The sequence below is a fragment of the Salinivibrio sharmensis genome, from assembly GCF_001995985.1.
In the GTDB taxonomy this organism is placed as follows: Bacteria; Pseudomonadota; Gammaproteobacteria; order Enterobacterales; family Vibrionaceae; genus Salinivibrio; species Salinivibrio sharmensis.
Genome location: NZ_MUFC01000003.1, coordinates 199,333 through 221,580 on the forward strand (window position 1 = coordinate 199,333; position 22,248 = coordinate 221,580).

The 22,248-nt window shown below is 50.9% G+C and carries 18 protein-coding genes and 2 pseudogenes; 1 reads left to right on the forward strand and 19 read right to left on the reverse strand.

Translation table 11 applies throughout. The features are described 5' to 3' along the window. Window positions 1–16 precede the first annotated feature (16 nt). The 16 genes and pseudogenes from fliJ to BZG74_RS04505 form a co-directional block, all read right to left on the reverse strand. Window positions 17–466 (reverse strand): flagellar export protein FliJ, encoded by a 450-nt coding sequence (gene fliJ, locus BZG74_RS04435; RefSeq protein WP_077771519.1) that lies wholly within the window; start codon window positions 464–466, stop codon window positions 17–19. Between the two features lie 3 nt (window positions 467–469). Further along, the gene (gene fliI, locus BZG74_RS04440; protein ID WP_077771520.1) at window positions 470–1,789 is read right to left on the reverse strand and encodes a flagellar protein export ATPase FliI; all 1,320 of its coding nucleotides are present in this window, start codon (window positions 1,787–1,789) and stop codon (window positions 470–472) included. Beyond that, complete coding sequence (locus BZG74_RS04445) at window positions 1,786–2,751, reverse strand: flagellar assembly protein FliH (protein ID WP_077771521.1); 966 nt, start codon at window positions 2,749–2,751, stop codon at window positions 1,786–1,788. The genes fliI and BZG74_RS04445 overlap by 4 nt, the downstream gene beginning before the upstream one ends. Window positions 2,752–2,773: 22 nt before the next feature. Then, window positions 2,774–3,829 carry a flagellar motor switch protein FliG gene (gene fliG / locus BZG74_RS04450; RefSeq protein ID WP_046074947.1) on the reverse strand — a complete coding sequence of 352 codons (1,056 nt, stop codon included), beginning with the start codon at window positions 3,827–3,829 and terminating at the stop codon, window positions 2,774–2,776. Next, window positions 3,819–5,594, reverse strand: a complete 1,776-nt coding sequence (gene fliF / locus BZG74_RS04455) for a flagellar basal-body MS-ring/collar protein FliF (RefSeq protein WP_077578003.1) — start codon at window positions 5,592–5,594, stop codon at window positions 3,819–3,821. The genes fliG and fliF overlap by 11 nt, the downstream gene beginning before the upstream one ends. 15 nt (window positions 5,595–5,609) lie before the next feature. Further along, window positions 5,610–5,921, reverse strand: coding sequence for a flagellar hook-basal body complex protein FliE (gene fliE, locus BZG74_RS04460; RefSeq protein WP_046074949.1), 312 nt, complete (start codon window positions 5,919–5,921; stop codon window positions 5,610–5,612). Window positions 5,922–6,031: 110 nt separating this feature from the next. Continuing rightward, window positions 6,032–6,205: pseudogene (locus BZG74_RS15950) on the reverse strand (helix-turn-helix domain-containing protein); the annotation flags it as partial. Window positions 6,206–6,283: 78 nt separating this feature from the next. Further along, window positions 6,284–7,441: pseudogene (locus BZG74_RS04465) on the reverse strand (sigma-54-dependent transcriptional regulator); the annotation flags it as partial. Beyond that, entirely contained in the window at window positions 7,438–8,487 is a 1,050-nt protein-coding gene (locus BZG74_RS04470; protein WP_077771523.1) for a sensor histidine kinase, read from the reverse strand. The pseudogene BZG74_RS04465 and the gene BZG74_RS04470, both read right to left, overlap by 4 nt. A gap of 138 nt (window positions 8,488–8,625) precedes the next feature. Beyond that, window positions 8,626–10,110 carry a sigma-54 dependent transcriptional regulator gene (locus tag BZG74_RS04475; RefSeq protein ID WP_077771524.1) on the reverse strand — a complete coding sequence of 495 codons (1,485 nt, stop codon included), beginning with the start codon at window positions 10,108–10,110 and terminating at the stop codon, window positions 8,626–8,628. A 163-nt stretch (window positions 10,111–10,273) separates the two neighbouring features. After that, on the reverse strand, window positions 10,274–10,678 hold the full coding sequence (gene fliS, locus BZG74_RS04480) for a flagellar export chaperone FliS (protein WP_077771525.1): 405 nt from the start codon (window positions 10,676–10,678) through the stop codon (window positions 10,274–10,276). A 12-nt stretch (window positions 10,679–10,690) separates the two neighbouring features. Next, window positions 10,691–10,996 carry a hypothetical protein gene (locus tag BZG74_RS04485; RefSeq protein ID WP_077606536.1) on the reverse strand — a complete coding sequence of 102 codons (306 nt, stop codon included), beginning with the start codon at window positions 10,994–10,996 and terminating at the stop codon, window positions 10,691–10,693. Further along, window positions 10,996–12,354 (reverse strand): flagellar filament capping protein FliD, encoded by a 1,359-nt coding sequence (gene fliD / locus BZG74_RS04490; RefSeq protein WP_077771526.1) that lies wholly within the window; start codon window positions 12,352–12,354, stop codon window positions 10,996–10,998. Before fliD ends, BZG74_RS04485 begins: the two co-directional genes overlap by 1 nt. An 18-nt stretch (window positions 12,355–12,372) precedes the next feature. Further along, window positions 12,373–12,801, reverse strand: a complete 429-nt coding sequence (locus tag BZG74_RS04495) for a flagellar protein FlaG (protein WP_077665896.1) — start codon at window positions 12,799–12,801, stop codon at window positions 12,373–12,375. A 56-nt stretch (window positions 12,802–12,857) separates the two neighbouring features. Further along, window positions 12,858–13,982, reverse strand: a complete 1,125-nt coding sequence (locus tag BZG74_RS04500; RefSeq protein WP_077771527.1) for a flagellin — start codon at window positions 13,980–13,982, stop codon at window positions 12,858–12,860. A gap of 268 nt (window positions 13,983–14,250) precedes the next feature. After that, complete coding sequence (locus BZG74_RS04505) at window positions 14,251–15,393, reverse strand: flagellin (RefSeq protein ID WP_077771528.1); 1,143 nt, start codon at window positions 15,391–15,393, stop codon at window positions 14,251–14,253. A gap of 445 nt (window positions 15,394–15,838) precedes the next feature. On the opposite strand from BZG74_RS04505, the gene BZG74_RS04510 reads away from it, so the two are divergent. After that, window positions 15,839–17,941: a tetratricopeptide repeat protein gene (locus tag BZG74_RS04510; RefSeq protein WP_077771529.1), complete on the forward strand. Its 2,103-nt coding sequence runs from the start codon at window positions 15,839–15,841 to the stop codon at window positions 17,939–17,941. Window positions 17,942–18,044: 103 nt separating this feature from the next. On the opposite strand, the gene flgL is transcribed toward BZG74_RS04510, so the two are convergent. The 3 genes from flgL to flgJ form a co-directional block, all read right to left on the reverse strand. Beyond that, window positions 18,045–19,238, reverse strand: coding sequence for a flagellar hook-associated protein FlgL (gene flgL, locus BZG74_RS04515; protein WP_069363206.1), 1,194 nt, complete (start codon window positions 19,236–19,238; stop codon window positions 18,045–18,047). A gap of 11 nt (window positions 19,239–19,249) precedes the next feature. Continuing rightward, window positions 19,250–21,127, reverse strand: a complete 1,878-nt coding sequence (gene flgK, locus BZG74_RS04520; RefSeq protein ID WP_077771530.1) for a flagellar hook-associated protein FlgK — start codon at window positions 21,125–21,127, stop codon at window positions 19,250–19,252. Window positions 21,128–21,296: 169 nt separating this feature from the next. After that, complete coding sequence (gene flgJ / locus BZG74_RS04525; protein WP_077771531.1) at window positions 21,297–22,247, reverse strand: flagellar assembly peptidoglycan hydrolase FlgJ; 951 nt, start codon at window positions 22,245–22,247, stop codon at window positions 21,297–21,299. Window position 22,248: the final 1 nt, after the last annotated feature.

A 22,248-nucleotide genomic window follows, 5' to 3' on the forward strand; every position in this document is an offset into this window, starting at 1 on the left:
TCGCGCCATTTTATTGTCAAGAGAAGGGCGAGGGGCGTCGACGTGCGATAATCGCTGCCATTTCATCCATTTGTCGCTGTTCTTGATAGCGAGCACGCTCTGCTTCCTCACGTTCTCGTTTTTCTATCAGCCACTCTAGTGATTGCCGGTGCTGGCGAGTTTGTTGCCATGTCTGACGGCACTGCTCTAAATGGTCTTTAAATTGATGCTCCGCATCACGTTGTTTTGCAAGAGTTTCATCAAGCTGAACAATGAATTTATTTAAATGACCAAAGGCGCTGGCCGATAGTCCTGACTGACCACGCTCAGACATCTGACGGCAATACTCGAGCCGGTACTGTTCAATTTGCTCCAACTGGCGGTAGTAATCATCAAGCGATTGCTGAGCCGCGCTCACACTGAGTTGGGCTTGCTTTTCATCTTCTTGGGCTTTTTCTAGTAAAAGTTGAAGCGCATGATCTGCCATACATTAGCTCTGCAACGTTGAACGCAACATGTTGACACACATGTCGAAAGGGACCACTTCTTTAATACCTTGCTGTAAATAGTTGTCTAGCTTAGGTTTTAAGTTGAAAGCCTGATCAACCGCTGCGTCGCTACCCGGCTTATACGCGCCAATGGAGACCAAATCTTGGTTTTTTCGGCACACGGACAACACTTGCCGCACCGCTTTCGACATCAATATTTGCTCATCACTGGTAATGTTCGGCATCACTCGGCTGACCGAGCGCTCCACATCAATCGCCGGGTAATGACCGCTATCTGCGAGTTCACGCGATAACACTATGTGCCCATCTAATATTGCACGCGCCGCATCGGCGATGGGATCTTGTAAGTCGTCCCCTTCGGTGAGGACGGTAAAGAAGGCCGTGATCGATCCTTGGCCCACGGCCCCGTTTCCGGCTCGCTCCACCAGCGAGGGCAAACGTGCAAACACCGAAGGTGGATACCCTTTGGTTGCGGGCGGCTCACCTACTGACAATGCAATTTCACGCTGCGCTTGGGCAAATCGCGTCAATGAGTCCATCAACAGAAGAACATCGAGACCGAGGTCGCGGAAATATTCGGCAATGGTTAACGCCGTTTGGCAGCCTTTAAGCCTTACCAAGGGTGATGAGTCCGCTGGCGCGGCAACAACCACCGCCCGTGCACGGCCTTCTTCGCCTAAAATATCATCAATAAACTCTTTTACTTCGCGGCCACGCTCACCGATCAAGCCCACGACCACCACTTGTGCGGTGGTGCCGCGTGTCATCATCCCCAAGGTGACAGACTTACCCACCCCGGAACCGGCAAACAAACCAATACGCTGGCCTTTCCCCACCGTCAGTAGGCCATTAATGGCTTTTATCCCGACATCGAGCGGTTCACGAATCGGTTGGCGCGATAAGGGGTTTATCGGCATACCTTCTAAGCTTGCTTGCTTATCCGTGTAGATATCGCCCTTACCATCCAGCGGATTCCCCATGCCATCAATAACACGCCCCAACAGCTCCATACCAACGGAAAGCTGGCTACGTTCGGACAAGGGCGTCACTCTTGCCCCTGGCAACACCCCTGATACTTGCTCGTTGGGCATCAGATATAAAAGCTCACCAGCAAAGCCCACCACTTCAGCTTCAATGGTGCCATTAAGGGTTTCAACCGAGCAAACAGACCCAATGGGCGCGCGGCAGCCTATCGCTTCAAGTGTCAGCCCAACCATACGCACCAATTTTCCCGACGCCACTGGCTTGGGGGCTAAATTATCAAGCTGACATTGTTTTAACCGCTCAGCGAGTTGGCTCATGATGATTGTCCTGGATCCTCAGTCGATGTGGCTTCATCTTGCGGCGTGGCCGTGGTGTCTTGCTCAACGGGTTCGTCATTCGACGGCTCTCGCTCGGGGGCCGCCGGTTCGCTGGCATAGGCGCCGGTATCAACAGGCTCTACCGTTGCGCCGTCTGATGGTGCGGATTGTCGGGGTTGATTCTGCCCTTGAAACTCTCTTAATAACGCGTCCACGCGGTCAGCATAGCGATAGTCAACGACTGAGTCTTTGGCTTTTACATGGACGTCTCCACGCGAGAGTGCGGGCTCTGATTGCAAGGTCCAGTCGCGGGCGGCCAGCATATCGTCGTCATACGCGTCGGTAACAATGGCATAGTCATCTGGATGCAAAGCGGCAGTAACCGGATGCTCGGCCACTGGCAAAGCGGCAATGGCGGCCCGTAAGGTGTGTAGAATCACCTGCGGGTTGGTCTCAAGCTCAACCCCAGTCAATGATTTGGTCAAGGTCTGGACCATCACCAACAATTGTTGCTCGACATCGATATCGAGCTTTTCTAACGGATGACTTAGTTGATTGAGAATACTGTCAAGCTGCTGGCAACGCGCTTCAATCAGTGCTTGTCCATCGGCGAGGCCTTGCTCAAATCCCGCCTTTTTTCCTTCTTCATGGCCTTTCTCATGCCCTTGTTCTAAACCGGCCTCTAGGCCCTCGGCATGCCCCAGCTGCTTGCCTTCTTCATACCCTTCGTCATAGCCCTGCTGGCGAATAGCCTCGAGGGCATCGGCGGTTAAAGGCTCGGGGGCTGGCTCGTTTTCCTCCGGCTCCACCTCAACGTCCGGCTCCCAACTGGGATCGTAATTGAGTGCGGTGTCTTTGGGCAGGTTTTCGCCTTCGTTGTAAGGGGGCAATGCCCACTTATCAATGCTTTCGGCATCGGCCTCATCAACACGGATATAGCCTCGGCGTTTTTCTAAACTCATCAGTGCCCCTTACAAATACGGCTTAGACGAATTCATCGCCGCCGCCTCCGGTAAGCATAATTTCACCGGCATCGGCAAGACGACGCGCAACCGATAAGATTTCTTTCTGCGCCCCTTCCACATCAGAGACACGGATTGGCCCCATGGCTTCGATATCGTCTTGCAACATTTCTGCTGCACGTTTAGACATGTTGCGATAGATTTTCTCGCGCAAGTTATCTTCCGCCCCTTTGAGCGCTTTTTGCAGCACTTCTTGTGGTACATCACGTAGCAAGGTCTGCACCCCACGGTCGTCCACATCAATCAAGTTATCAAACACGAACATCAAGTCTTGGATTTGTGAGGCCATCTCTTCGTCTTGATCGCGAATCGAGTCCATCAACACCCCTTCGACGCTGTTGTCCATGTAGTTCATGATTTCCGCTGCCGCTTTCAAGCCACCAATTTTGGCCGCTTGTGCCCCCGCTTGACCTGCAAACTGCTTCTCCATGATCTCATTCAGTTCATGCAGTGCTGCCGGTTGCACTTCTTCAAGGTTGGCAATCCGCATCATTAAATCGAGGCGGTCACGCTCTACAAATTGCGAGAGGATCTCTGCTGAGTGCTCGGGATCCAAATAGGATAAGACGATGGTTTGGATTTGCGGGTGCTCGTTAATAATAATGCTGGCCACTTGGCGCGGATCCATCCATTTCAATGAGTCCAAGCCTTTCGACCCACTGCCCAACAAAATCTGATCGACCAAGTTATTCGCTTTGTCCTCACCCAAAGCTGCCACCAGGGCGTTGCGCACAAAGTCTTCACTCCCCATCCCAATCGAGGTGTATTTTTGGATTTCCTCTAAAAAGGCACGGTGGACGGCGGCCACTTTGTCCGAGTTAAGGTCGGTCATCGAGGTCATGGCCGCGCCCACCCGTTGAACCTGTTTCGGCTCAAGGTGGCGAATGATACTTGCGGCGTCTTGTTCACTTAAACTGAGCAGCAAAATGGCGGCTTTTTCAATTCCACTCAACGAGCTGATATCGAAGTTTGAGCCAGCTTGCTCATCACCGCCTGTGGTTGCGACTTCATTTGCCATCTTCGGTTACCCAATTTTTCACCGCTTGTGCGGCCAAGTCTGGCTCATTGGCCACCAGCGCCCGCACCGCTTTTAACAAGTCTTCATCTTTATGTAAGTTTGGCAGCTCAACATCCGACGCTGACATCGCAAAGTTGCTGGAACCGTCAAGCTCAGAGCCTATCAAGCCAACATCATCCCCATCTGGGGTGATAGGTAAGCCATCTGGGCCAAGGATTTCGCCATTGGGACCCACTGTATTGCCATCTTCGTCGGTATTTGGATAAAGCAACTTTTTCATCGCTGGACGCACCAAGACCACGATTATCACAATGATCACCAAGGCGGCCGCTAACCAACGTACCCAGTCATTAAAGTTGGGGTGATCCCAAATCGGCACATCTTGCTCTGCTGCTTGCTCTGGCTCAACAAACGGGACGGCGATGACTTCAAGTACATCCCCACGTTGTTCGCTAAAGCCGACCCCACCCATTAAGAGACGGCGGATTTTGGCTAGTTCGTCATCTGACAAAGGCTGCTTAACCGTGTCTCCCGTTTCAGGGTCGACACTTTGTTTAAAGTTCACCGCCACAGAAACAGTTTGCCGATCAATAACGCCTGACTGTGCGCGGCGGTGGCGAATGGTGGTATCGAGTTCAAAGTTGCGGGTGGCTTCACGGCTCACTGACCCGGTACCGCCTGCACCATTTTTAAGATCCCTAACGTCTTCCGGAATAGAGGCATCAGCCGGCGGTTGGTTGCTTAACGCCCCTGGAATACCCGCTACACGATCCGAGCCATTATAATCTTCGCGCGTATATTCGCTGCGTGTTGCCGGTGTGTTGGGGTTAAACTGACGCTGCGTTTCTTCTAGCGAACTGAAATCCAGTGACACGTCGACTTGCGAGGTATAATTGCCCAGCCCTAGTACGGGGATCAGTATTGAGTCGATTTTTTCGCGCAATTGACGTTCTTGTTTACGTTCCAATTCGTACTCTTTGCGTCGCGCCGCTGACGCAGGATCTTCACTGCCAGAATTTAGCAAGCGACCATGTTGGTCGGTAACGGTGACGCGCGTGGGTTTTAGCGAGGGGACGGCAGAGGCGACCATATCAACAATGGAATCCACTTCCTCTTGACCCAAGGTGTTCGTCCCTCCCAAGGTTAAGAATACCGTGGCCGATGCCTCTTGATTGTGGCGCACAAAGACACTCTGTTTGGGCATCGCTAACAAGACACGTGCTTTTCGCACTTGCCGCACTTCTTCAATCGCGGCGGCGAGCTGTCGCTCACGGCTGAGTTTTAAGCGTTCTTGCTCGAGTTTTTGCGAGACGCCAAACCCCATGTCATTGAGCAAGATTTCATCGCCCTCGGCCGTGCTGGTATTCAGCCCCACCCGGGTTAAACCGAGACGAATCGAGGAATAGTCGCTTGAGGGGACACGGATGGTATTACCATCCAATTGGTATTCAACTTTGTTTTGGTCAAGGTGATCCAAAACAGGGATCAGTTCTTCTGTTTCGTACGTGCCCAGTGGCCGCATTTCGGGCTCCTGCACCCAAAAAAACAGCATCATGATCAGTGCGACACAAATCGCAACCGCTAACACCAAGATCAACTGGCGCACCATGTCAAGATCGCCAAATATCGAGTTTGACGATGCTGACTGTTCTGATGCGTCCGGATCTTGCGTGCTTTGCTCTGCGTCTAATGCCGCATCGGTTGATGGCAGTGCTGCTGCGCCATCTGAAACCGCCAGATCGGTGTTTTGGTTCTCTTCAGCCACTGATTAATTCCTACATTAAACAGGCATATTCATGAGTTCTTTATACGCCTCAACGAGCTTGTTGCGCGTTTGCACGGTGGCATCAAACGCCACACTCGACTTGTTTCGAGCAATCATGACATCCGATAAGCTTACATTGCGGTCACCTTCATCGAACCGTGTGGCAAGCTCACCCGACGTCTTTTGTAATCCATTTACATGGTTAATCGCACTGGCAAGCATATCGCCAAATTCTTGGCTGACTTGTTGACCGGTTGCAGGCTGAGAGACATTCTTCGCCGCTGCCGCCATGGCTTGCATCTCTTGCGTCAAGGCATTCGCTTTCATCGTCGATCCTTCCTGTGTCAATATTTTGTCAATTCAGTCAGATTTTCATCAGTCAGCTTACTATGTGCAACTTTGAGACCACTTTCGCAAAGGCTGACGACTTTGGGTGATTACTGGGGAATATCAATCCCGGCGTCGCGCATTTTGGCGAGCTTATAGCGCAGTGTCCTGGGGCTGATCCCTAAGCGCTCCGCTACATCTTTACGCCGCCCCTCACAGGCTCGAATGGTCTCCAATATGATGGAAAACTCCTGATCGCGTAATTCATTTCCTAACCCTACACCATTAGACTGCGCTTCCATCGCATCATGACTGGGTCCGGAAGATGGCGTTGCCGTCGAAACGGTTGATTGGCTATCCATCACCTTGCTTTGTAAACTCGAGGCATCTTGCCAGTCTTGCCCTTCGAGTAAAATGTCTGTCGCTTGAATATGAGATTGGGTTGCCAGTATCAAGGCACGTTGCATCACGTTGTCCAGCTCCCGCACATTACCCGGCCATGCGTAACTCAATAATTTTTGCTCTGCATCTGGGTGTAACGTCGGGCAAGGCAACCCTTGCTTTTGACAATGCCGTGATAATAAATAGTTTGCCAGCGGGATGATGTCACCTGGGCGTTCATATAACGCGGGCCACGTGATGGGAAACACATTCAGACGGTAATATAAGTCTTCACGAAAGTGTCCTTGGGCAACATAGTCTTTTAGATCGCGGTTGCTAGTGGCAAGCACGCGCAAGTCAAGCTGAATGCTTTTGCGCCCCCCGAGGCGTTCCACCTCTCGCTCTTGTAACACACGGAGCAGTTTGGCTTGTAGCCCCAAATCCATCTCACTGATTTCATCCAATAAGATAGTGCCACCTTGGGCTTGCTCAAATTTTCCCGGGCACGCTTGCACGGCCCCGGTAAATGCCCCTTTCTCATAGCCAAAAAGTGTCGCTTCTAACATGTTCTCCGGAATAGCAGCGCAATTAATCGCGACAAAAGGCGCACTTGAGCGTGCCGAATGCTCGTGAATATAACGTGCCATCACTTCTTTCCCTGAGCCAGATGGACCAAGGATCATCACGTTGGCGTCAGTACTGGCGACTTTGTCGGCGAGCGCTAATAACGCCACACTTTTCGGGTCTTCTGCGATAGCGTCCGAGTCATCGTTTTTCACCGGTGCATACCGGCTAACCATATTAAGCAAGACCTCGGGCGCAAACGGCTTGGCCATGTAATCAATGGCCCCTTCTTTCATCGCTGCTACCGCATCTTCAATGTTGGCATAGGCCGTCATCAGCAAAACAGGTAAATTGGGCAAATGCGTTTTGATAGAACGTAGCAGAGCCAGGCCATCCATCCCCGCCATCTGCACATCTGAGACAACGATATCAATCGGCTCGGATTTTAAAGTGACCAAGGCTTGTTCCGCACTATCAGCCTCACGCCAATGGTATCCAGCCAATGCCAGGGTATCGACAAGCGCTTCGCGCAAGCCTTCATCATCTTCAACAATTAGCACTGTGGTTTGGCTCATTGTGTTTCTCCTACGCTCTTACCCTGCTCTGCCGCCGCGCCTTTGGCGATCGGCAAACACAATGTAAAACAGGCCCCTTTTTCAGGCTCTGATTGTAAGGTGAGTTTGCCATCATGGGCATGACACACCATTTGCACAACGGCGAGGCCAAGACCTGTACCTTGCTGTCGTGTGGTAAAAAAAGGCTCCAACACTTTCGCTTGCAGTTCAGGGGCAATGCCGGGGCCGTTATCCGCCACTGATAACAATAAATTATCCCCCTGCTGGCGTGCATCGACCACCACCTGGCATCCCTTCCCGGCCACTTGCACAGCGTTAACCACTAAGTTACTCAGCGCACTCGCCAGCGCATTGGGATTGCCGAGTAAGGATAGGCTTTCGTCATCGCTGTTGATGGCGAAGTCAACATCGTGACCTTGAATCACCGCATCCACCATCGGCTCGAACTCGTTAAACAACTGCTCAACGGTAAACACTTTAACCACTTTGTTGTCGCCACCCTTCGCAAACAACAACATATCATTCACTTGCTTTTCCAAGTCATGTAGCCGGTCTAACAGTTTGAATTGAAAGCGCTGCCGTGTCGCATCGTTGAGGTTGGGCGCGCCAAGATTCGACGCATATAAAATCGCGCTAGATAGCGGCGTACGCACTTGATGTGCCAGCGACGCCACCATTTTCCCTAATGACGATAATCGCTGCAGATCGCTAACACGAGATTGCAATAGACGGGTTTCTGTCATGTCGGTGATCAAGATAAGCTGCCCCGAATCGGACGCTGAGATAGCCAACTTTACACGACGGCCATCTTTTAGAGACACTTCGTGCCCATCATCATCTCGTGGCGAGAAGGCACGCTGAATGACATCAAACCAGCGCTGCTGAGTAAGCGGTTCCCCAAGGAGACGATGCGCCTCTGGGTTGGCTTCAGCGACACGACCATTCGCATCAAGCAAAATAACGCCTGCTGGCATCACATCGAGAACTTGCTTATACCGAGTGACTTGTTGATCCACTGATCCCAGTGGCGAAGATTGGGTTTCCATTTAGGCAACACACGTTTCGATCAAGGTTTTACTCACTTAAGCAGAGATTATGCCATAAAAATCGCCAATACTATCAGCTAGTTGAAGACAAAAAAGCGAAGTCATTTTTTTGACTCCGCTTTTTGACGCCTCGCCGATTTAGATTAACTCTTCCTTATTCAATCCGTACTTTCGCATTTTCTCTACCAAGGTCGTTCGCCGCATACTTAGCATGTCAGCGGCTCTGGCAACCACGCCGGCTTGTGCCTCGAGGGCCTGCTTAATCAAATCAATCTCGACCTCGGCGAGGGTTTCTTTCAAATTCACCCCCTCAGGTGGCAAGCTTGTAAACCCTGGACTGTCGGCAAAACCTGGCATGTCCTCTTCAAATGCAGGTTCATCCGGCTCATGAAACATCGCCGTTAGCGCATCACGCTCCGCCATTTCAGTATCTTCGACCGAGTAGGCCTCAGGCTGGAATTCAGGGATATCACTGTAGCGATATTTAGCTGGCAAATGGTTCACATCGACCATTTGCCCAGGATACAAGATAACCAAACGTTCAATGAGATTAGCCAGCTCGCGAACATTGCCTGGCCATTCATGTTCCATCAACGAATTAATCGCCCGAGGGGAAATATGGATCCGGCCATTGCCTTCCACATCAAGCCTAGACATTAGCTCATGGATTAATAGCGGGATATCATCAATTCGCTCGCGTAGCGCCGGCATTTCGATCGGGAAGACATTGAGTCGGTAATATAAATCTTCCCGAAAATCGCCCTCTTTGATCATCGTCTCTAATGTACGGTGAGTCGCAGCGACCACGCGAACATTAGCACGAATACTTTTATTGCCTCCCACGCGCTCAAACGTACGCTCTTGCAACACGCGTAACAATTTGACTTGCATTGACATCGGCATGTCACCGATCTCATCCAAAAACAGCGTTCCGCCTTCCGCCAGCTCGAAACGCCCTTTGCGCGCAGAAATTGCTCCCGTGAAGGCGCCTTTCTCATGGCCGAAAAGTTCACTTTCCAACAACTCGCCTGGAATCGCGCCACAATTAACAGGCACAAAGGGGCCAGATGCCCGTGACGAGGCATGGTGTACATGGCGCGCCACTACTTCTTTTCCGGTACCAGATTCACCGAGGATCAAAACACTGGCTTCGGTAGAAGCGACCTGATCAATAAGGTGACGGACCTGTTCGATGGCGTCGCTTTTGCCCACCATATTATGAAAGGCGGTATTATCGCCAGACAACTGTGGAATACTGAACGCCTGTTTACCGGCAAACTCGCGGCAATGATGGAGTGCATCGAATAATTGCGGGTAGTTCAAAGGTAGCCCAAGTTCACCCACATAGTTAGGTAACCCTGAAAGCTCACGATCGTGGCGCCGAATCGCAATCACAGGCACGTGATGATAGGTAGCAAGCTGCTCAAGTACTTTTTCAAGTAAAGGGGTTGAGCGGACGTGACCAAGAAAACATGCGCCCCAGTTTTGCTCCCAAAGTGCATCACTGACATCCGCGGTCGAGTGAAGCGCGTAACGCTCGCCGATAAAGTCGAGTATCACGCCGAGATCGTGACGAAACTGGTCATCGTCATCGATAACAAGGATCTTTGCTAAATCTTGCATGTGTGAGATACGTCTGCCCTGATAACTTTTTATAATTGTGTCGCTTTGAAGCAACAACAATCTCAATTTTAATCAAGACATTGTAATAGAGAACGCGCATAAGGCAACCGGAGACACAGTAAACCTGTGACTCCAGTGCCATGTCAGTCGTTTGATAGGCAGTTTAACTGGTCGCTTGGGTCATATTATGGTATTTGGAAGGAATTTGATCCCAAGCGGATTTTATTTCTCTTAATAGCTCAATCACATCGTCGATGGGTTCCGGTTTGTTTTCCAAATTCGCGGTACTCACCTGACGAATCATAAAGTCATAGATGGCGTCTAGGTTATCAGCAATATCGCCGCCATCATCCATTGATAGACATGCGCGCAGATTAATAATGATATCTAACGCTTTACCTAACCGCTCACCTTTGACGGATAAGTCGCCTTGTGCCATGGCGGCTTTGCCCTGAATTAAGCGCTCAATGGCCCCGGCCATCAGCATTTGGATAACCTTATGAGGCGACGCGGCGCTTAATTGACTGTCAACAGAGACCTTTTTATAGGCCTGTAGTGAGCCTCTCATAGTCTTCCTCACTTATTGAAATTTCTTATACAGCTGCACAGACTGCTTCCCCTTGCGCTGCTGTAACAAGCGCTTGGCAGCATCGGCTTTCTGCCCCTCGAGTGCATCAATGAGCGTTTCTGTTCTTGCTAGCGCCTGAGACCATTGCTGTTGATTCGGCGCTTGTGGCGACGCTGCAATCTGCTCAAGCAACGCTTGTCTGTCATGCAATTGCTGAGCCAGTTTTTCTGAATCAATGTCACTCATGTTCAATTGCTGCGCAATTGCTTCATCAATTTGCTCGAGTGCGTCGAGCCATTCGGATACCTGGGTCATCATTAACCCGGCATAATGTTTTGCATAGCTTGTAACTGTGAACGCATTTGCGATGTCGCTTCTTCCATCGCAGAAAAACGCTGCATGGTGCGCGACTCTAAATTTTCCATGCGTCGGTCTAACTCTCGCTGGTCATCACGAAGGCGAAGCTTTTGCTCTGACAACGTGCTCTCACGATTACTGATCGCGCCACCCGCACCGGTAAAGCCGCCGACGACTTGTTCAAGCTGACGCGCAAAGCCATCATTACCACCAAAAAAACCTTCCAATGCGTTAAAGTTTTGACGCAGTTGCCGATCAAGCACCTTGTTGTCGACTTCTAGACGACCGTCCATAGTGGTAGTGACACCAAGCTCACTCAGGGTTTTCATTCCCTCCGGGGCTTGCTCAATCGGTGACGAGAAAAGATTGCGCAATCGACTAGTTGCCGTTCGAATAACACTTTCCCCCACCAAAGGGCCACCTTGCTGGGTCTCAGGGTCATACTTACTGACCGCTTGCGAGACACGGAAAAACGCATTGTAATTGTCTACAAACGACGTAATTGTCGAGCGCACAGATTCTCGATCATGTTCAACGGCGAGTGCCAGCGGTTTATCACTGGTTTGCGCAACTTCCAGTGATACGCCTTCAATCGCATTATCAAAGGTGTTCGTGGCACTGGAGACTGACGCGATACCATCAATCAGTATCTTGGCATCTTGTGCGGCTTGCATTTGTGCCATGCCATTATTGGCTTGACCTGCTTTGAAGCCTAACTGATGAAGCGCACTCCCCACTTGCGCATCAACATTGACTTCCACCTGATTCTCCGCCCCCGTTTTGTTGCCATTCAACACCATGCGTGCACCGCTATCATCTTGGATCAGCGACGCTTGTACACCAGGATTTTTAGGGTCGCTATTAATCGCACGCACGATGTCTGCCAAGCTGTCTTTGCCTTGGGGAACATCGATCACACTGGTGCGATTACCCATGGTGATGGTGAGCTTGCCACTACCGAGAGACGCGTCAGCATCAACACCGGGTGACACAAGTTTATGTGCACCCGCTAATTGCTGAACATCGATTTGATAACGACCGGGGATGGCATCTGGCGTCGCGCTCGCGCCAAGTGCGTCTGGATTGCTAACGGATGTGGTTCTCGCCGCAAAACCTTCGTTGCGACGAAAGTCATACATTTGGGTTTTGAGTTTATCGAGAGATTCTTTTAAGCGGCCAAACGCACTGATGTCGGTTTCGACATCATTCATGCGTTTGACGATACGCTCTTGTTTAGGTGCACGCTCAGCATCCACGATTTTAGTGACCATGGAGTTGATATCCATGCCACCGCCCATGCCTGCTGCCTTAACACTCATAACGACTCTCTCACCTCGTTATACCTTTTCTGTGACAAGCCCTCGCGCGTGTTGCGACAATTGCTTAGCAAGCTCTAACATTTCCTGCTCTGGGATCTGACGGATAATGTCACCACTATTCATTTCATAAACGGTGATCACACTGCGTCCTGTGTCTTCATCCAAACGGAATGCGAGCCCCTTATTAAAGTCGGACATAAACTCATCTAGCCGCTCTACCAACTTCTCCAGTTGTTTGCGTTGTAACTGACGATTTTCCTCAATGCGCTGTGACTGCTCTACACGGCGTTGTTGCATTGACTCTCTCGCCTCACGACGCTCTGCCTGCTGGTGCTGGCTGACCGGATCTGGGCGTACTTTTCCAACTCTTACATCTCTAGCAACCTTTGTGCCATCAGAGTGAGCTGAGTGCGGCAGGGATGAATTTGTAACGGATGAAATGTCCATTGCTATTCACCTCCCAAAACGTAGCGGCGGCGATTAGGCCGCCACTCGTGAATGGTTTAACCGAGCAAGCTCAGTGCGGCTTGTGGTGCCTGCTTGGCTTGCGCCAAAATAGAGGTACCAGATTGCTGCAAGATTTGTGACTTGGTCAAGTTGGTTGTTTCTTTGGCAAAGTCAACATCACGGATACGGCTGTTAGAGGCCGACACGTTTTCATTAACGTTATCCAAGTTGGCAATGGTGTGACTCAAGCGGTTTTGCTTCGCACCCAACTCTGCACGGTGAGAATCGATAAACTGCATCGCGTTATCAATCATACCCACGGCTTTTTGCGCACCACCCATAGACGAAACATCAACATCTTTAATGGTTTCGTCCACTTTAGTTCCCATCGCTAGCGATGTGGCTAATGCACCCGTGAAAGTCGCATCTGAACCAGCACCGGTCACAATTTGCAGCTCACCATCTTCAGTCACAGACGCGCTCAGTTTATCTTGAGCTTGACCATTGATGTAAGTGGCGATTTCTTCAATATCGTCGCCACCTTTGGCCGTCACATTGATAGACGTTGATGTACCGTCAGCGTTAGTGATACTGATTGCCATGGTGGCACCGGCAGTCGCTGTCCAGCCTGCTGATTTGGCGTTAGCTGCCGTGAAGCTTGCCCCACCCATTTCGCTGTGGTCAGCACGGATGTTTTTAAACTCCATCATCACCGCTTCACCGGCGTCAGCACCCACTTGGAAAGAGCGCGTACCGAAGGTACCGTTGAGCAGTTTAGCACCACCGAACGAGGTCGTTTCTGCGATACGGTTCAGTTCGTCTTTCAGCGCGACAACCTCTTCTTGGATTGCGCTACGCTCAGCATCACCGTTGGCACCGTTAGCCGATTGCAGTGACAAGTCACGCATACGTTGCAAGATGTTGCTTGACTCTTCCATCGCACCTTCAGCGGTTTGCGCCATTGAGATGCCGTCGTTCGCATTTCGAACAGCCACGCCCAAACCACTGCTTTGAGCCATCAAACGGTTAGAAATCTGAAGGCCTGCCGCGTCGTCTTTAGCACTGTTAATGCGAGAACCGGATGACAAACGCTCCATCGAGTTGTTCAGCGCATCGGTTGAGTTATTCAAATAACGCTGAGCAGTCATCGCAGGGACGTTAGTGTTAACAGTAATAGCCATAACTATTCTCCTTTGGTTCTAGGTCCGGCTTCGCCCAGCTGACCAGGGAAAACCAGTATCAAAATTGTTCACAACCCATTTAGCGGCGCACGTTGAGAAAGCTTTAGCTTTTTTTGTCGGTGCTTAGCGGTGCATTTACACCACTGCCGTAAGGCGCTATGGAGGTTAACGCCCAAAGGAGAAATATCTTTAGGAAGATTTTGCGAAAAAATGGCACAAAAAAAAGCGGCAACCCATTGCCGCTTTTAGTGTGTTGATATGAATAGAATTATTGCAGAAGGTTCAGTGCCGCTTGCGGCATCTGTTTCGCCTGCGCCAGCATCGAGGTACCGGCCTGTTGCAGGATTTGCCCTTTGGTCATTGCCGTGGTTTCTCGAGCAAAGTCGGTATCACGGATCCGGCTATTCGATGCCGCCACGTTTTCCTGAATATTCGACAGGTTGCTAATGGTGTGGCTGAGTCGGTTTTGTTTCGCACCCAAGTCCGCACGCTGGCTATCAATATAACGCATGGCCGAGTCAATCACCCCCACTGCCATTTGCGCGCCACCGACATCCGATACATCAAGGTCGGCGGCGGTGACCAAGTCACCATTGCCAGACACCATCCCCAATGACGTTGCCAGCCCACCGCCAAAGGTTACCGCGCCTTCAACTTTGTGTTCTTCAATAAAGACTTGAAGTTGACCCTCTTCATCCACCGATGCGGTTAACATTTCGCCAGACTGACCATTGATATAACTGGCCAGCTCTTCGACATCATCACCCGCTTTCGCTGCGATTGCCATGCTCACGTTTTGGCCATCTTTGGTAGTAAACTGCAGCTGCAACGTTGCCGCCGCCGGATCCACTTGCCACCCTGCCGATTTGGCCTGGGTACCTGTGAACTCGACCCCGCCCATGCGGAAATCATCAGCGCGAATACTCGATAAGCCCATGATGATCGCTTCACCGGCATCCGCACCAATTTGGAATGAGGCCTCACCAAACGAGCCATTAAGCAATCGACGGCCACCAAACGCAGTGGTTTCAGCGATCCGGTTAAGCTCATCTTTCAGTGCTTCTACCTCTTCTTGGATAGCGACACGCTCAGATTTACCATTGGCACCGTTTGCAGACTGGAGGGAAAGATCCCGCATACGCTGCAAAATGTTGGTCGATTCCTGCATTGCCCCTTCGGCAGTCTGCGCAATAGAAATACCATCATTGGCGTTTCGCATTGCCACATCAAGGCCTCGTGTTTGGGCAACCAAACGGTTAGAGATCTGCAAACCCGCCGCGTCGTCTTTAGCACTGTTAATTCGGCTACCTGACGACAGACGTTCCATTGAATTATTCAACTCATCGGTCGCTTTATTCAGGTAACGCTGCGCAGTCATCGCAGACACGTTGGTGTTAACTGTTACACCCATTTTGCTCTCCTTTGACTTTCGCTTGCTTTGCGAAACAGCCTACCCGCGACGTGTTGCACTGTGTTTGGCGGTGCTGCGGGAACAGCTTGTTAATCAGTTTCAAAATCAGCCCGTTCAAAAACTGGCCGCTTGCTCGAATAAATACAATATGTGTGCCAACTTTTACAATTAATTAAAAATCAATAACTTAAAGCTGTTGAATTGTCCTATCAGCCAAGATTGACTCGAAAAATCCTGCCGCTTATCTGTGCTTAGCGGCAAGGTGCGGCAATGCCTCGCCTTGCTTTTTGCCGTCTATGTGAGCGGTGGCCTGCAAGTTAGCGGCCAACTTCGCTCAACAGCCGGACGGAAGGCATATTTTTTGCTAAATTATTGGCTTATCGATGCTCGCCAGCCTCTTGCTATAATGCGCGAGGCTGTCACGGATAACAGGACGATGTAACCGATGACGCAAGACAATGACGGCCACACTAATATGACGCTGGATGACGCCTTCCAGCTCGGGATTCGTCTTTACCAAGAAGGGAAGAAAACCGACGCGCGGCAAGTGTTCGAGCAAATACTGAGCCACGCACCCGATACCGTGCAGGTGCGGCAAGTACTGGCCGTGTTGGATGCGGAAGCGGGGCAACACACGCAAGCAATGGCTCACCTTGACCACGCGCTTGAGCATGCCCCTCACGATCTGTCTTTGTTGTTTGATAAAGCACAGTTATTAACGCAACAAGGGCATAATCACGCGGCTATGGAGCTGGTTGAGACATTGTTTGCCGCCGCTCCGACAAACCAAGACATCCTTAATTTGCGTGAGCAGTTAACGGCTAAACTCGGTCTACAGGGAGAAAGTCGTCGAACGCACGCTTTGCGTGACGAGCTCCACCAGCTAAAAAACCAAGGGCTGGCCGATGAAATAAAAAAAACCTTGTCAGTAGCAGCTGATTTGGTCGCTGATGGGCACAGTGACCAAGCCGAGCAGCTTTACCAAACCATACTCACGCTGGAGCCGGATTACCCACCGGCGCTGATGGCATTGGCGCAACAAGCATTGGATCAGAAAGCGTTCGGCAAAGCACAACAATTGCTACTACGTGGCAGTGAAAAAGCACAGGCTCATCCAGTTTGGCAACTACTACTCATCCGCGCAGAAGCCGGACTGGGCGAGTACGCCAGCGCGCGCCAGCGCTGTTTAACGACCTATAAGCAAACGCAAGACACGGCATTTTTGCGTCAACTCCTGGTGGTTTATCTCAATGAAGCTAACTGGCTGGAAGCAAGCAAACTGGCCAAACAATGTTTGCGTGATGAACCTGAGCGCGGTGAATTACACTATGCCTACGCTCGTGCGACCTTCGAACTGCTCAAGCAGCACCATCAATTTACCCAAGATAAACTAACCGATTGCTACCAGATCCACCTCAAGGCGCTCAATCATGTCAAGGATAAGCAAGCCAATACGTTAAATGCCCAACTAGGCGAACTGGATTGGTATATGGGCAATATTGACCAAGCGCAGCAGCGCCTCGAGGCCCTGCTAGCCTCCCAGCCCGACGATCAGGCACTACGGTTTAACCTGGCGTTTGTCTACCGCACGCAAATGGCATGGGAGAAGTTCTATCAAGCCAATGAAGCTGGGATTGAGTGCGGACGCCGCCTCAAATATCACGGCAACTTACCCCGTTGGGACTTGTCTCGGCCAGAGACGGATGCCGTGCTTATCATGCCCGAGCAAGGGGTTGGGGATGAACTGGCTTATTTTCACAATGTCGCCATGGTGGTTGAACGCGCTCGGAAAGTGTATGTCGGCTGCGACCCCCGCTTAGAGCCCCTATTACGCCAAGCTTTCCCCAGTACGGAAATTGTGCCCATTTCTCGCACTGACGGAAAAGATATTTTTGTGCCAGAGCATGTCCTGGCCGATATGGATAGTTGGGTTGCCGGTGGGTCGTTGGCAGGCCTGTGCTACCACCACTTTGGGCGCCATCTCTATCACCAAACCTACATTGTCCCAGATGTCGCCGCCGATGCGCCTTGGATCGCCCCGTTAGCCGAGCTACATCAACACGGGCCTGTGTTTGGCGTGTGTTGGCGAAGTGGCCTCGCCGCCGCCACCCGTAATATTCACTATTTAGTAGCTGACGAATTGGCTGGCTGGATAAAAACCATGCGCCAGCGTTGCCCCAATGCCCAATTTGTCAATTTGCAATATGGCGAGTGTGATAAAGAACTGAGTAAAATCAAGAAGCAAACGGGGGTTGAGATCGTCACCTTGCCTGGCCTGGATCTTAAAAATGATTTTATGGGAACTGCAGGCGCCATACACCAGCTGTCTGGTGTATTTACCGCCGGGACAGCGGTACATCGGCTGACCGTCGCCGTTGGCACACCCTGTTATGTGTTTTTTGCCGGCCATCAGAATAGTGATACACAAACCCCTGATGTGATGCCGGGGAACAATGAGTACGCGTTCAGTTATCCGCCCATGCTCAAAGATAAACAACCCCTACTCGATGCCATGGCGGACCGCATGGTAAACGATCTTTGCCCCTAGACAGGGGAACAGCAAACCCAAACACAAAACGGGGTCGCTGATGCGACCCTGTTTTTTCTCTTACCCTCGGTACCTTGTAGTAACCAAACACCTACGCAATGGGTTAGATATAATTGAACAGTGAAAGATCTTTGGTTTTGGCGAACGCTTGTTGGGAGGCTTGCAGCGCTAGCATGTCCTCATTCATATCAATGGCCGCCTGGGTATAGTCCAAGTCTTCCATGGTCCCCAGTGAACGGTTCAATACCAACTTAAAGTCTTTGTGCATACTTTCTTGCCGATCTAAGGTGGTAAGTCGCGTGCCCACTTCTGAGCGTGCTTTGTTTAAATGCTTGAAGGCTGCCGCAAATTGTTCGGTCACTTGGTGGAGTTCTGCCGTGGCAGACGCATCATCAATATCGGCATACGACAGCGCGGCACCATTTTTGAACGAATCGAAAATGTTAAAGCTGTCTTGCCTTTCAAGGTTAATGGTATCACCTGGCTTCATCTCACCCTCGAAAGTCATTTTCAGCGTATTCCACTCAACGCCGTTTTGCGGGTCATAGAGCCCGGCACTGACCTCAGTACCATCTTGCATCAAGGAGTAAGTGGTGTCCCCATTGGCATTAACGTCAAAAGACACCGAATAGTTAGAGGTATCCGCATCATTGGTATTTTCCGCTTTTGCCATCAGCAACAAAGAGCCATCTTCGAGATCGTATTCAGGCTGATAGTCACCAAAGGGGTTATCAATCTCCATGAACAGTTTATCGCCCGGGTCAGATGTGGGCACTTCGACAGCCGGAGCCACTTGAGCGGTACGAAAGTAACTGTCACCCGCGTAGCGCACGTTGCCCTGACTATCGCGGTAAAAAGGCTGCGTACTGGTTTGGGTACCGGAAAACAGAAAGTTGCCAGATTCATCCTTAGTGTTTACCAAGTCCATAAAATTATCAAACATCCCTTGTAAGTCTTGCCGATGCGCGGTGCGGTCTTCAACCGATAACGAGCCGTTGATCATCGCCATCACTTTGCGTTTCGCCCCGTCCATGATTTGCTCAGACTCGTCAATGGCGATTTCTTCACGGGTTTGCCGGTTTCGCGCCAAGGTGATCGAATCAATAAACTGGTCAATCTGCTCATCTTGCTGGCGAAAATTTTGAATGTAGATCGACGACACAGGGTCATCACCGGATGTAATTACACGTTTCCCCGTCGCCATCTGCTCTTGGTTATCCTGCACCTTCACATTCTGACGCATAATGTCGTTGGAGACCGACTGGTAATTGTGAAAGCTGGCAATACGACTAATCATACTGTCCTACCTTATCGCGTTGCATTGAGCAGAGAGTCAAATGTTTCGTTAGCGGCGGTCATAATCCGTGACGCGGCCATATACGCGCGCTGAAACTTCATCATATTGGCCGCTTCTTCATCCAGGTTCACCCCAGACACTTCCGCCACACGACTTTCTGCGGCATCGTGTTCAACCATACTCACATCTTGCAGACGCTCATAAGAGGCTTTTTGCACCCCAAGATCGGTACTGAGTCCCTCATAGACATCGAGCACCGTCGAGCGACCGTTATCCATCAGCTTTTCCGTTTGCAGCTCCTGCATACGGATGAGATTACTATTGTCACCATCAGCCGGGATAAGGCTGATAGCCAGCACATCATCCGGTGCCGCTTTATCATTGATCTCAATGATGGTGCCGTTGACMTCAATCGGTCCTCCCGGCGGGTAGGCCTGTGGTGCGACCAAAACTTGCCCCTTAGGATCGGTCACCGCAAATTGGCTGCCATCAGGGGAGACCCGAACTTGAAATTCTTTTTGTCCACCAGCTTGTAAAATTCGCACATCACCGTCGCCATGGCTCACCGAGCTTGCACTGACATAGCTTTGTGCCGCGATATCGGCCGGATCCTCCATGGTCACACGCATTTGCCCTGCCGCTGAGCGAGCGGGGCGAATCAATACGCGTTCATTGGCCGCCAAGCCGGCATCCACTTGCACTCGCATGCCGTCGACATTAAAACTAGGCGGAGTGCCACTCGGTGTCACCGTCGATTGCTTTCCATCCGGTGATGTCAGGGTATATTGGGTGCCATCAAATTTAAGTTGATAATCTCCCCGCTTGAGCTGCTGAAGATCATCGATATAGACTTTTAAGTCAGCGGTAGAGTCGCCGTTTTGGATCACTCGGGCGCTGGCAATACGATCACTGTTATAGTCGGTGAAAATGTTCTTTCCAACCTCACCGTTAAGGTCAAACCCTTGCCCTTGCAAGTCATTCAGCGCTTGAGAAAAACCAATCGCCATCCGGCCTAATTCGTCTCGCGCTTGTCCTAAGGTATCATCACGGTATTCAAACAATGCCCCGAGTTTGCCGCGGATGTCTTGATTAGAAATCGCTTTCACTGTCTTCCCTTCCACCAACGCCAAACGACGCTCTTGATGGTCAGGCTTACCCGGCAAGGTGGTCAGTTCACTGCTGTTCATGCCAGACACCAACATATGGCCACTGCCGATAATCACGTTGAATAGCCCATCCTCACGCGCGTTCACACTCACCTGTGTGTATTCAGAGAGCTCTCGGATCAGCTTGTCATGTCGGTCTAACAAGTCGTTGGCTTCGGCGGGGGTTTTGAGTATGGCTTTATGCACATCCACCAACTCTTGGCCAATGTCATTCATCCGTTTGACGGTGGCATCAATTTGCGAGGACGTATCAATCGATTGTTGCTGCAACACACCATAAACATCGTTCATACCAGCAGCGACCATACGCGCTTTCTCAAGCACGACCTTCCGAGCGCCCATATCACTGGGACTATCCGCCAGTCCTTTGACCGCCCCATAGAATTCGTTCATGTTTTCTGGAATTTTCTTGGCGGAGTGCGCCATCATATCGTCAAGCCGCCCAAGCTGTTCATTGCGGGCAGCAGCATGAGAAAGGTTTGACGTCGAGACATTTAGTTCGTTGACCGCAAACTTGTCATAGTTGCGGCGTATTGCCGCGGCATGGACACCGGTGCCGTAGTTATTGCCGCCCCAAAACTGGACATCATTGGTTTTTTGCTCAACCGACTGACGACTATATCCCTCCGTATTCACGTTAGAGATATTGTGACCTGTTGTATTCAGCTGTCGCTGCGCAGTCAGTACGCCTTGCGACCCAAGGGAAAGCAGGTCCAAGCCCATTGTGCCTCCAAATAACCCGGCAATTAAAACGAGATACTAGGGGTTAAGCAAAAATTGAGCCAAGGAGGAAACCTGGATTATTATCTAATTAAAACAATGCATTAAGGGTTTTGAGAGTGCAATTGAAACAAGGTGAGGTAAAAACGGCAAGCTCTTGCCTGCCGCTGCCTTAGTCCATCATGCCACGCACTTGGTCGAGCACACGAATGACTTTATCGGCATATTCCGGATCGGTGGCATACCCGGCTTGATGAAGCTCCCGAATAAACTGTTCAGGTTGCGCAGATTGCGATAAAGCTTGCTCATAGCGCGGGTTGTCACGCAAAAATGAGACGAAATCGTCAAAACTCTCTTGATAGGAGGGATACGACCGAAAGCTTGCCGTTTCTTTGACCGGGATCCCGTCATACACTTCCAGGGTTTGTGTGGCGACTTTATCGCCTCCCCAACGTTGATCCGCTTTTATATTAAACAAGTTATGACTGTTATCGCGGGCATTGGCGATAACCTTTTTCCCCCAACCGGTTTCTAGTGCTGCTTGAGCAAGAATAATCGCCGGATCCGTGCCTAACGCTCGGGCCGCGCGACGAGCATGCGGTGCCAGCGTGTTCACAAAGGAGTCAGGCGAATCGAAGCCTTGTGAACGTTGGGGCGTAGGGGTGCTGGCGACTGGCGGCGCGATAGACTGACTATCGAGCGCCGCAATCGCTTTTTCTGCTGCCTCTCGACTACGGTTTTGATCCAACGGCAAAGATTGCGCCGACGCGCGAGCCGCTTCATTCATATCTGGCTGGCTGTCGCCTTGCGCTTTGCCTAATTGTTCAACAATCATATCCGCGAGGCCCAGTGAGCCCTCTCGGCTTAGTTCACTGGCCATTTGTTCATCGGCCATCTGCTCATAAAACTTCGAGGTACGATCGTCGATTAAGTCAGACTCAAACGCCTCATTGGCATCACGCATTGACTTGAACAGCATCTGGGTAAATAAGGACTCGAACTGCTCGGCGGCTGAACGCAACGCCGCTTGCTCATCCCCTTCTTCCCCTTTCACGGCTTGGCGACGTAGTGAGTCGAGCTGGCTTATATCGTGTACAAATTGACTATCAACAGGAGATTTCATG

Bases quoted from the DNA above. Each gene is read 5' to 3' on its own strand.
- fliJ (WP_077771519.1), bottom strand. From the start codon at position 466: ATGGCAGATCATGCGCTTCAACTTTTACTAGAAAAAGCCCAAGAAGAT.
- BZG74_RS04500 (WP_077771527.1), bottom strand. From the start codon at position 13,982: ATGGCTATTACTGTTAACACTAACGTCCCTGCGATGACTGCTCAGCGT.
- fliG (WP_046074947.1), bottom strand. From the start codon at position 3,829: ATGGCAAATGAAGTCGCAACCACAGGCGGTGATGAGCAAGCTGGCTCA.
- flgJ (WP_077771531.1), bottom strand. From the start codon at position 22,247: ATGAAATCTCCTGTTGATAGTCAATTTGTACACGATATAAGCCAGCTC.
- BZG74_RS04495 (WP_077665896.1), bottom strand. From the start codon at position 12,801: ATGGACATTTCATCCGTTACAAATTCATCCCTGCCGCACTCAGCTCAC.
- BZG74_RS04505 (WP_077771528.1), bottom strand. From the start codon at position 15,393: ATGGGTGTAACAGTTAACACCAACGTGTCTGCGATGACTGCGCAGCGT.
- fliE (WP_046074949.1), bottom strand. From the start codon at position 5,921: ATGAAAGCGAATGCCTTGACGCAAGAGATGCAAGCCATGGCGGCAGCG.
- BZG74_RS04445 (WP_077771521.1), bottom strand. From the start codon at position 2,751: ATGAGTTTAGAAAAACGCCGAGGCTATATCCGTGTTGATGAGGCCGAT.
- fliI (WP_077771520.1), bottom strand. From the start codon at position 1,789: ATGAGCCAACTCGCTGAGCGGTTAAAACAATGTCAGCTTGATAATTTA.
- BZG74_RS04510 (WP_077771529.1), top strand. From the start codon at position 15,839: ATGACGCAAGACAATGACGGCCACACTAATATGACGCTGGATGACGCC.
- BZG74_RS04485 (WP_077606536.1), bottom strand. From the start codon at position 10,996: ATGATGACCCAGGTATCCGAATGGCTCGACGCACTCGAGCAAATTGAT.
- flgL (WP_069363206.1), bottom strand. From the start codon at position 19,238: ATGATTAGTCGTATTGCCAGCTTTCACAATTACCAGTCGGTCTCCAAC.
- fliD (WP_077771526.1), bottom strand. From the start codon at position 12,354: ATGAGTGTTAAGGCAGCAGGCATGGGCGGTGGCATGGATATCAACTCC.
- fliS (WP_077771525.1), bottom strand. From the start codon at position 10,678: ATGAGAGGCTCACTACAGGCCTATAAAAAGGTCTCTGTTGACAGTCAA.
- BZG74_RS04475 (WP_077771524.1), bottom strand. From the start codon at position 10,110: ATGCAAGATTTAGCAAAGATCCTTGTTATCGATGACGATGACCAGTTT.
- BZG74_RS04470 (WP_077771523.1), bottom strand. From the start codon at position 8,487: ATGGAAACCCAATCTTCGCCACTGGGATCAGTGGATCAACAAGTCACT.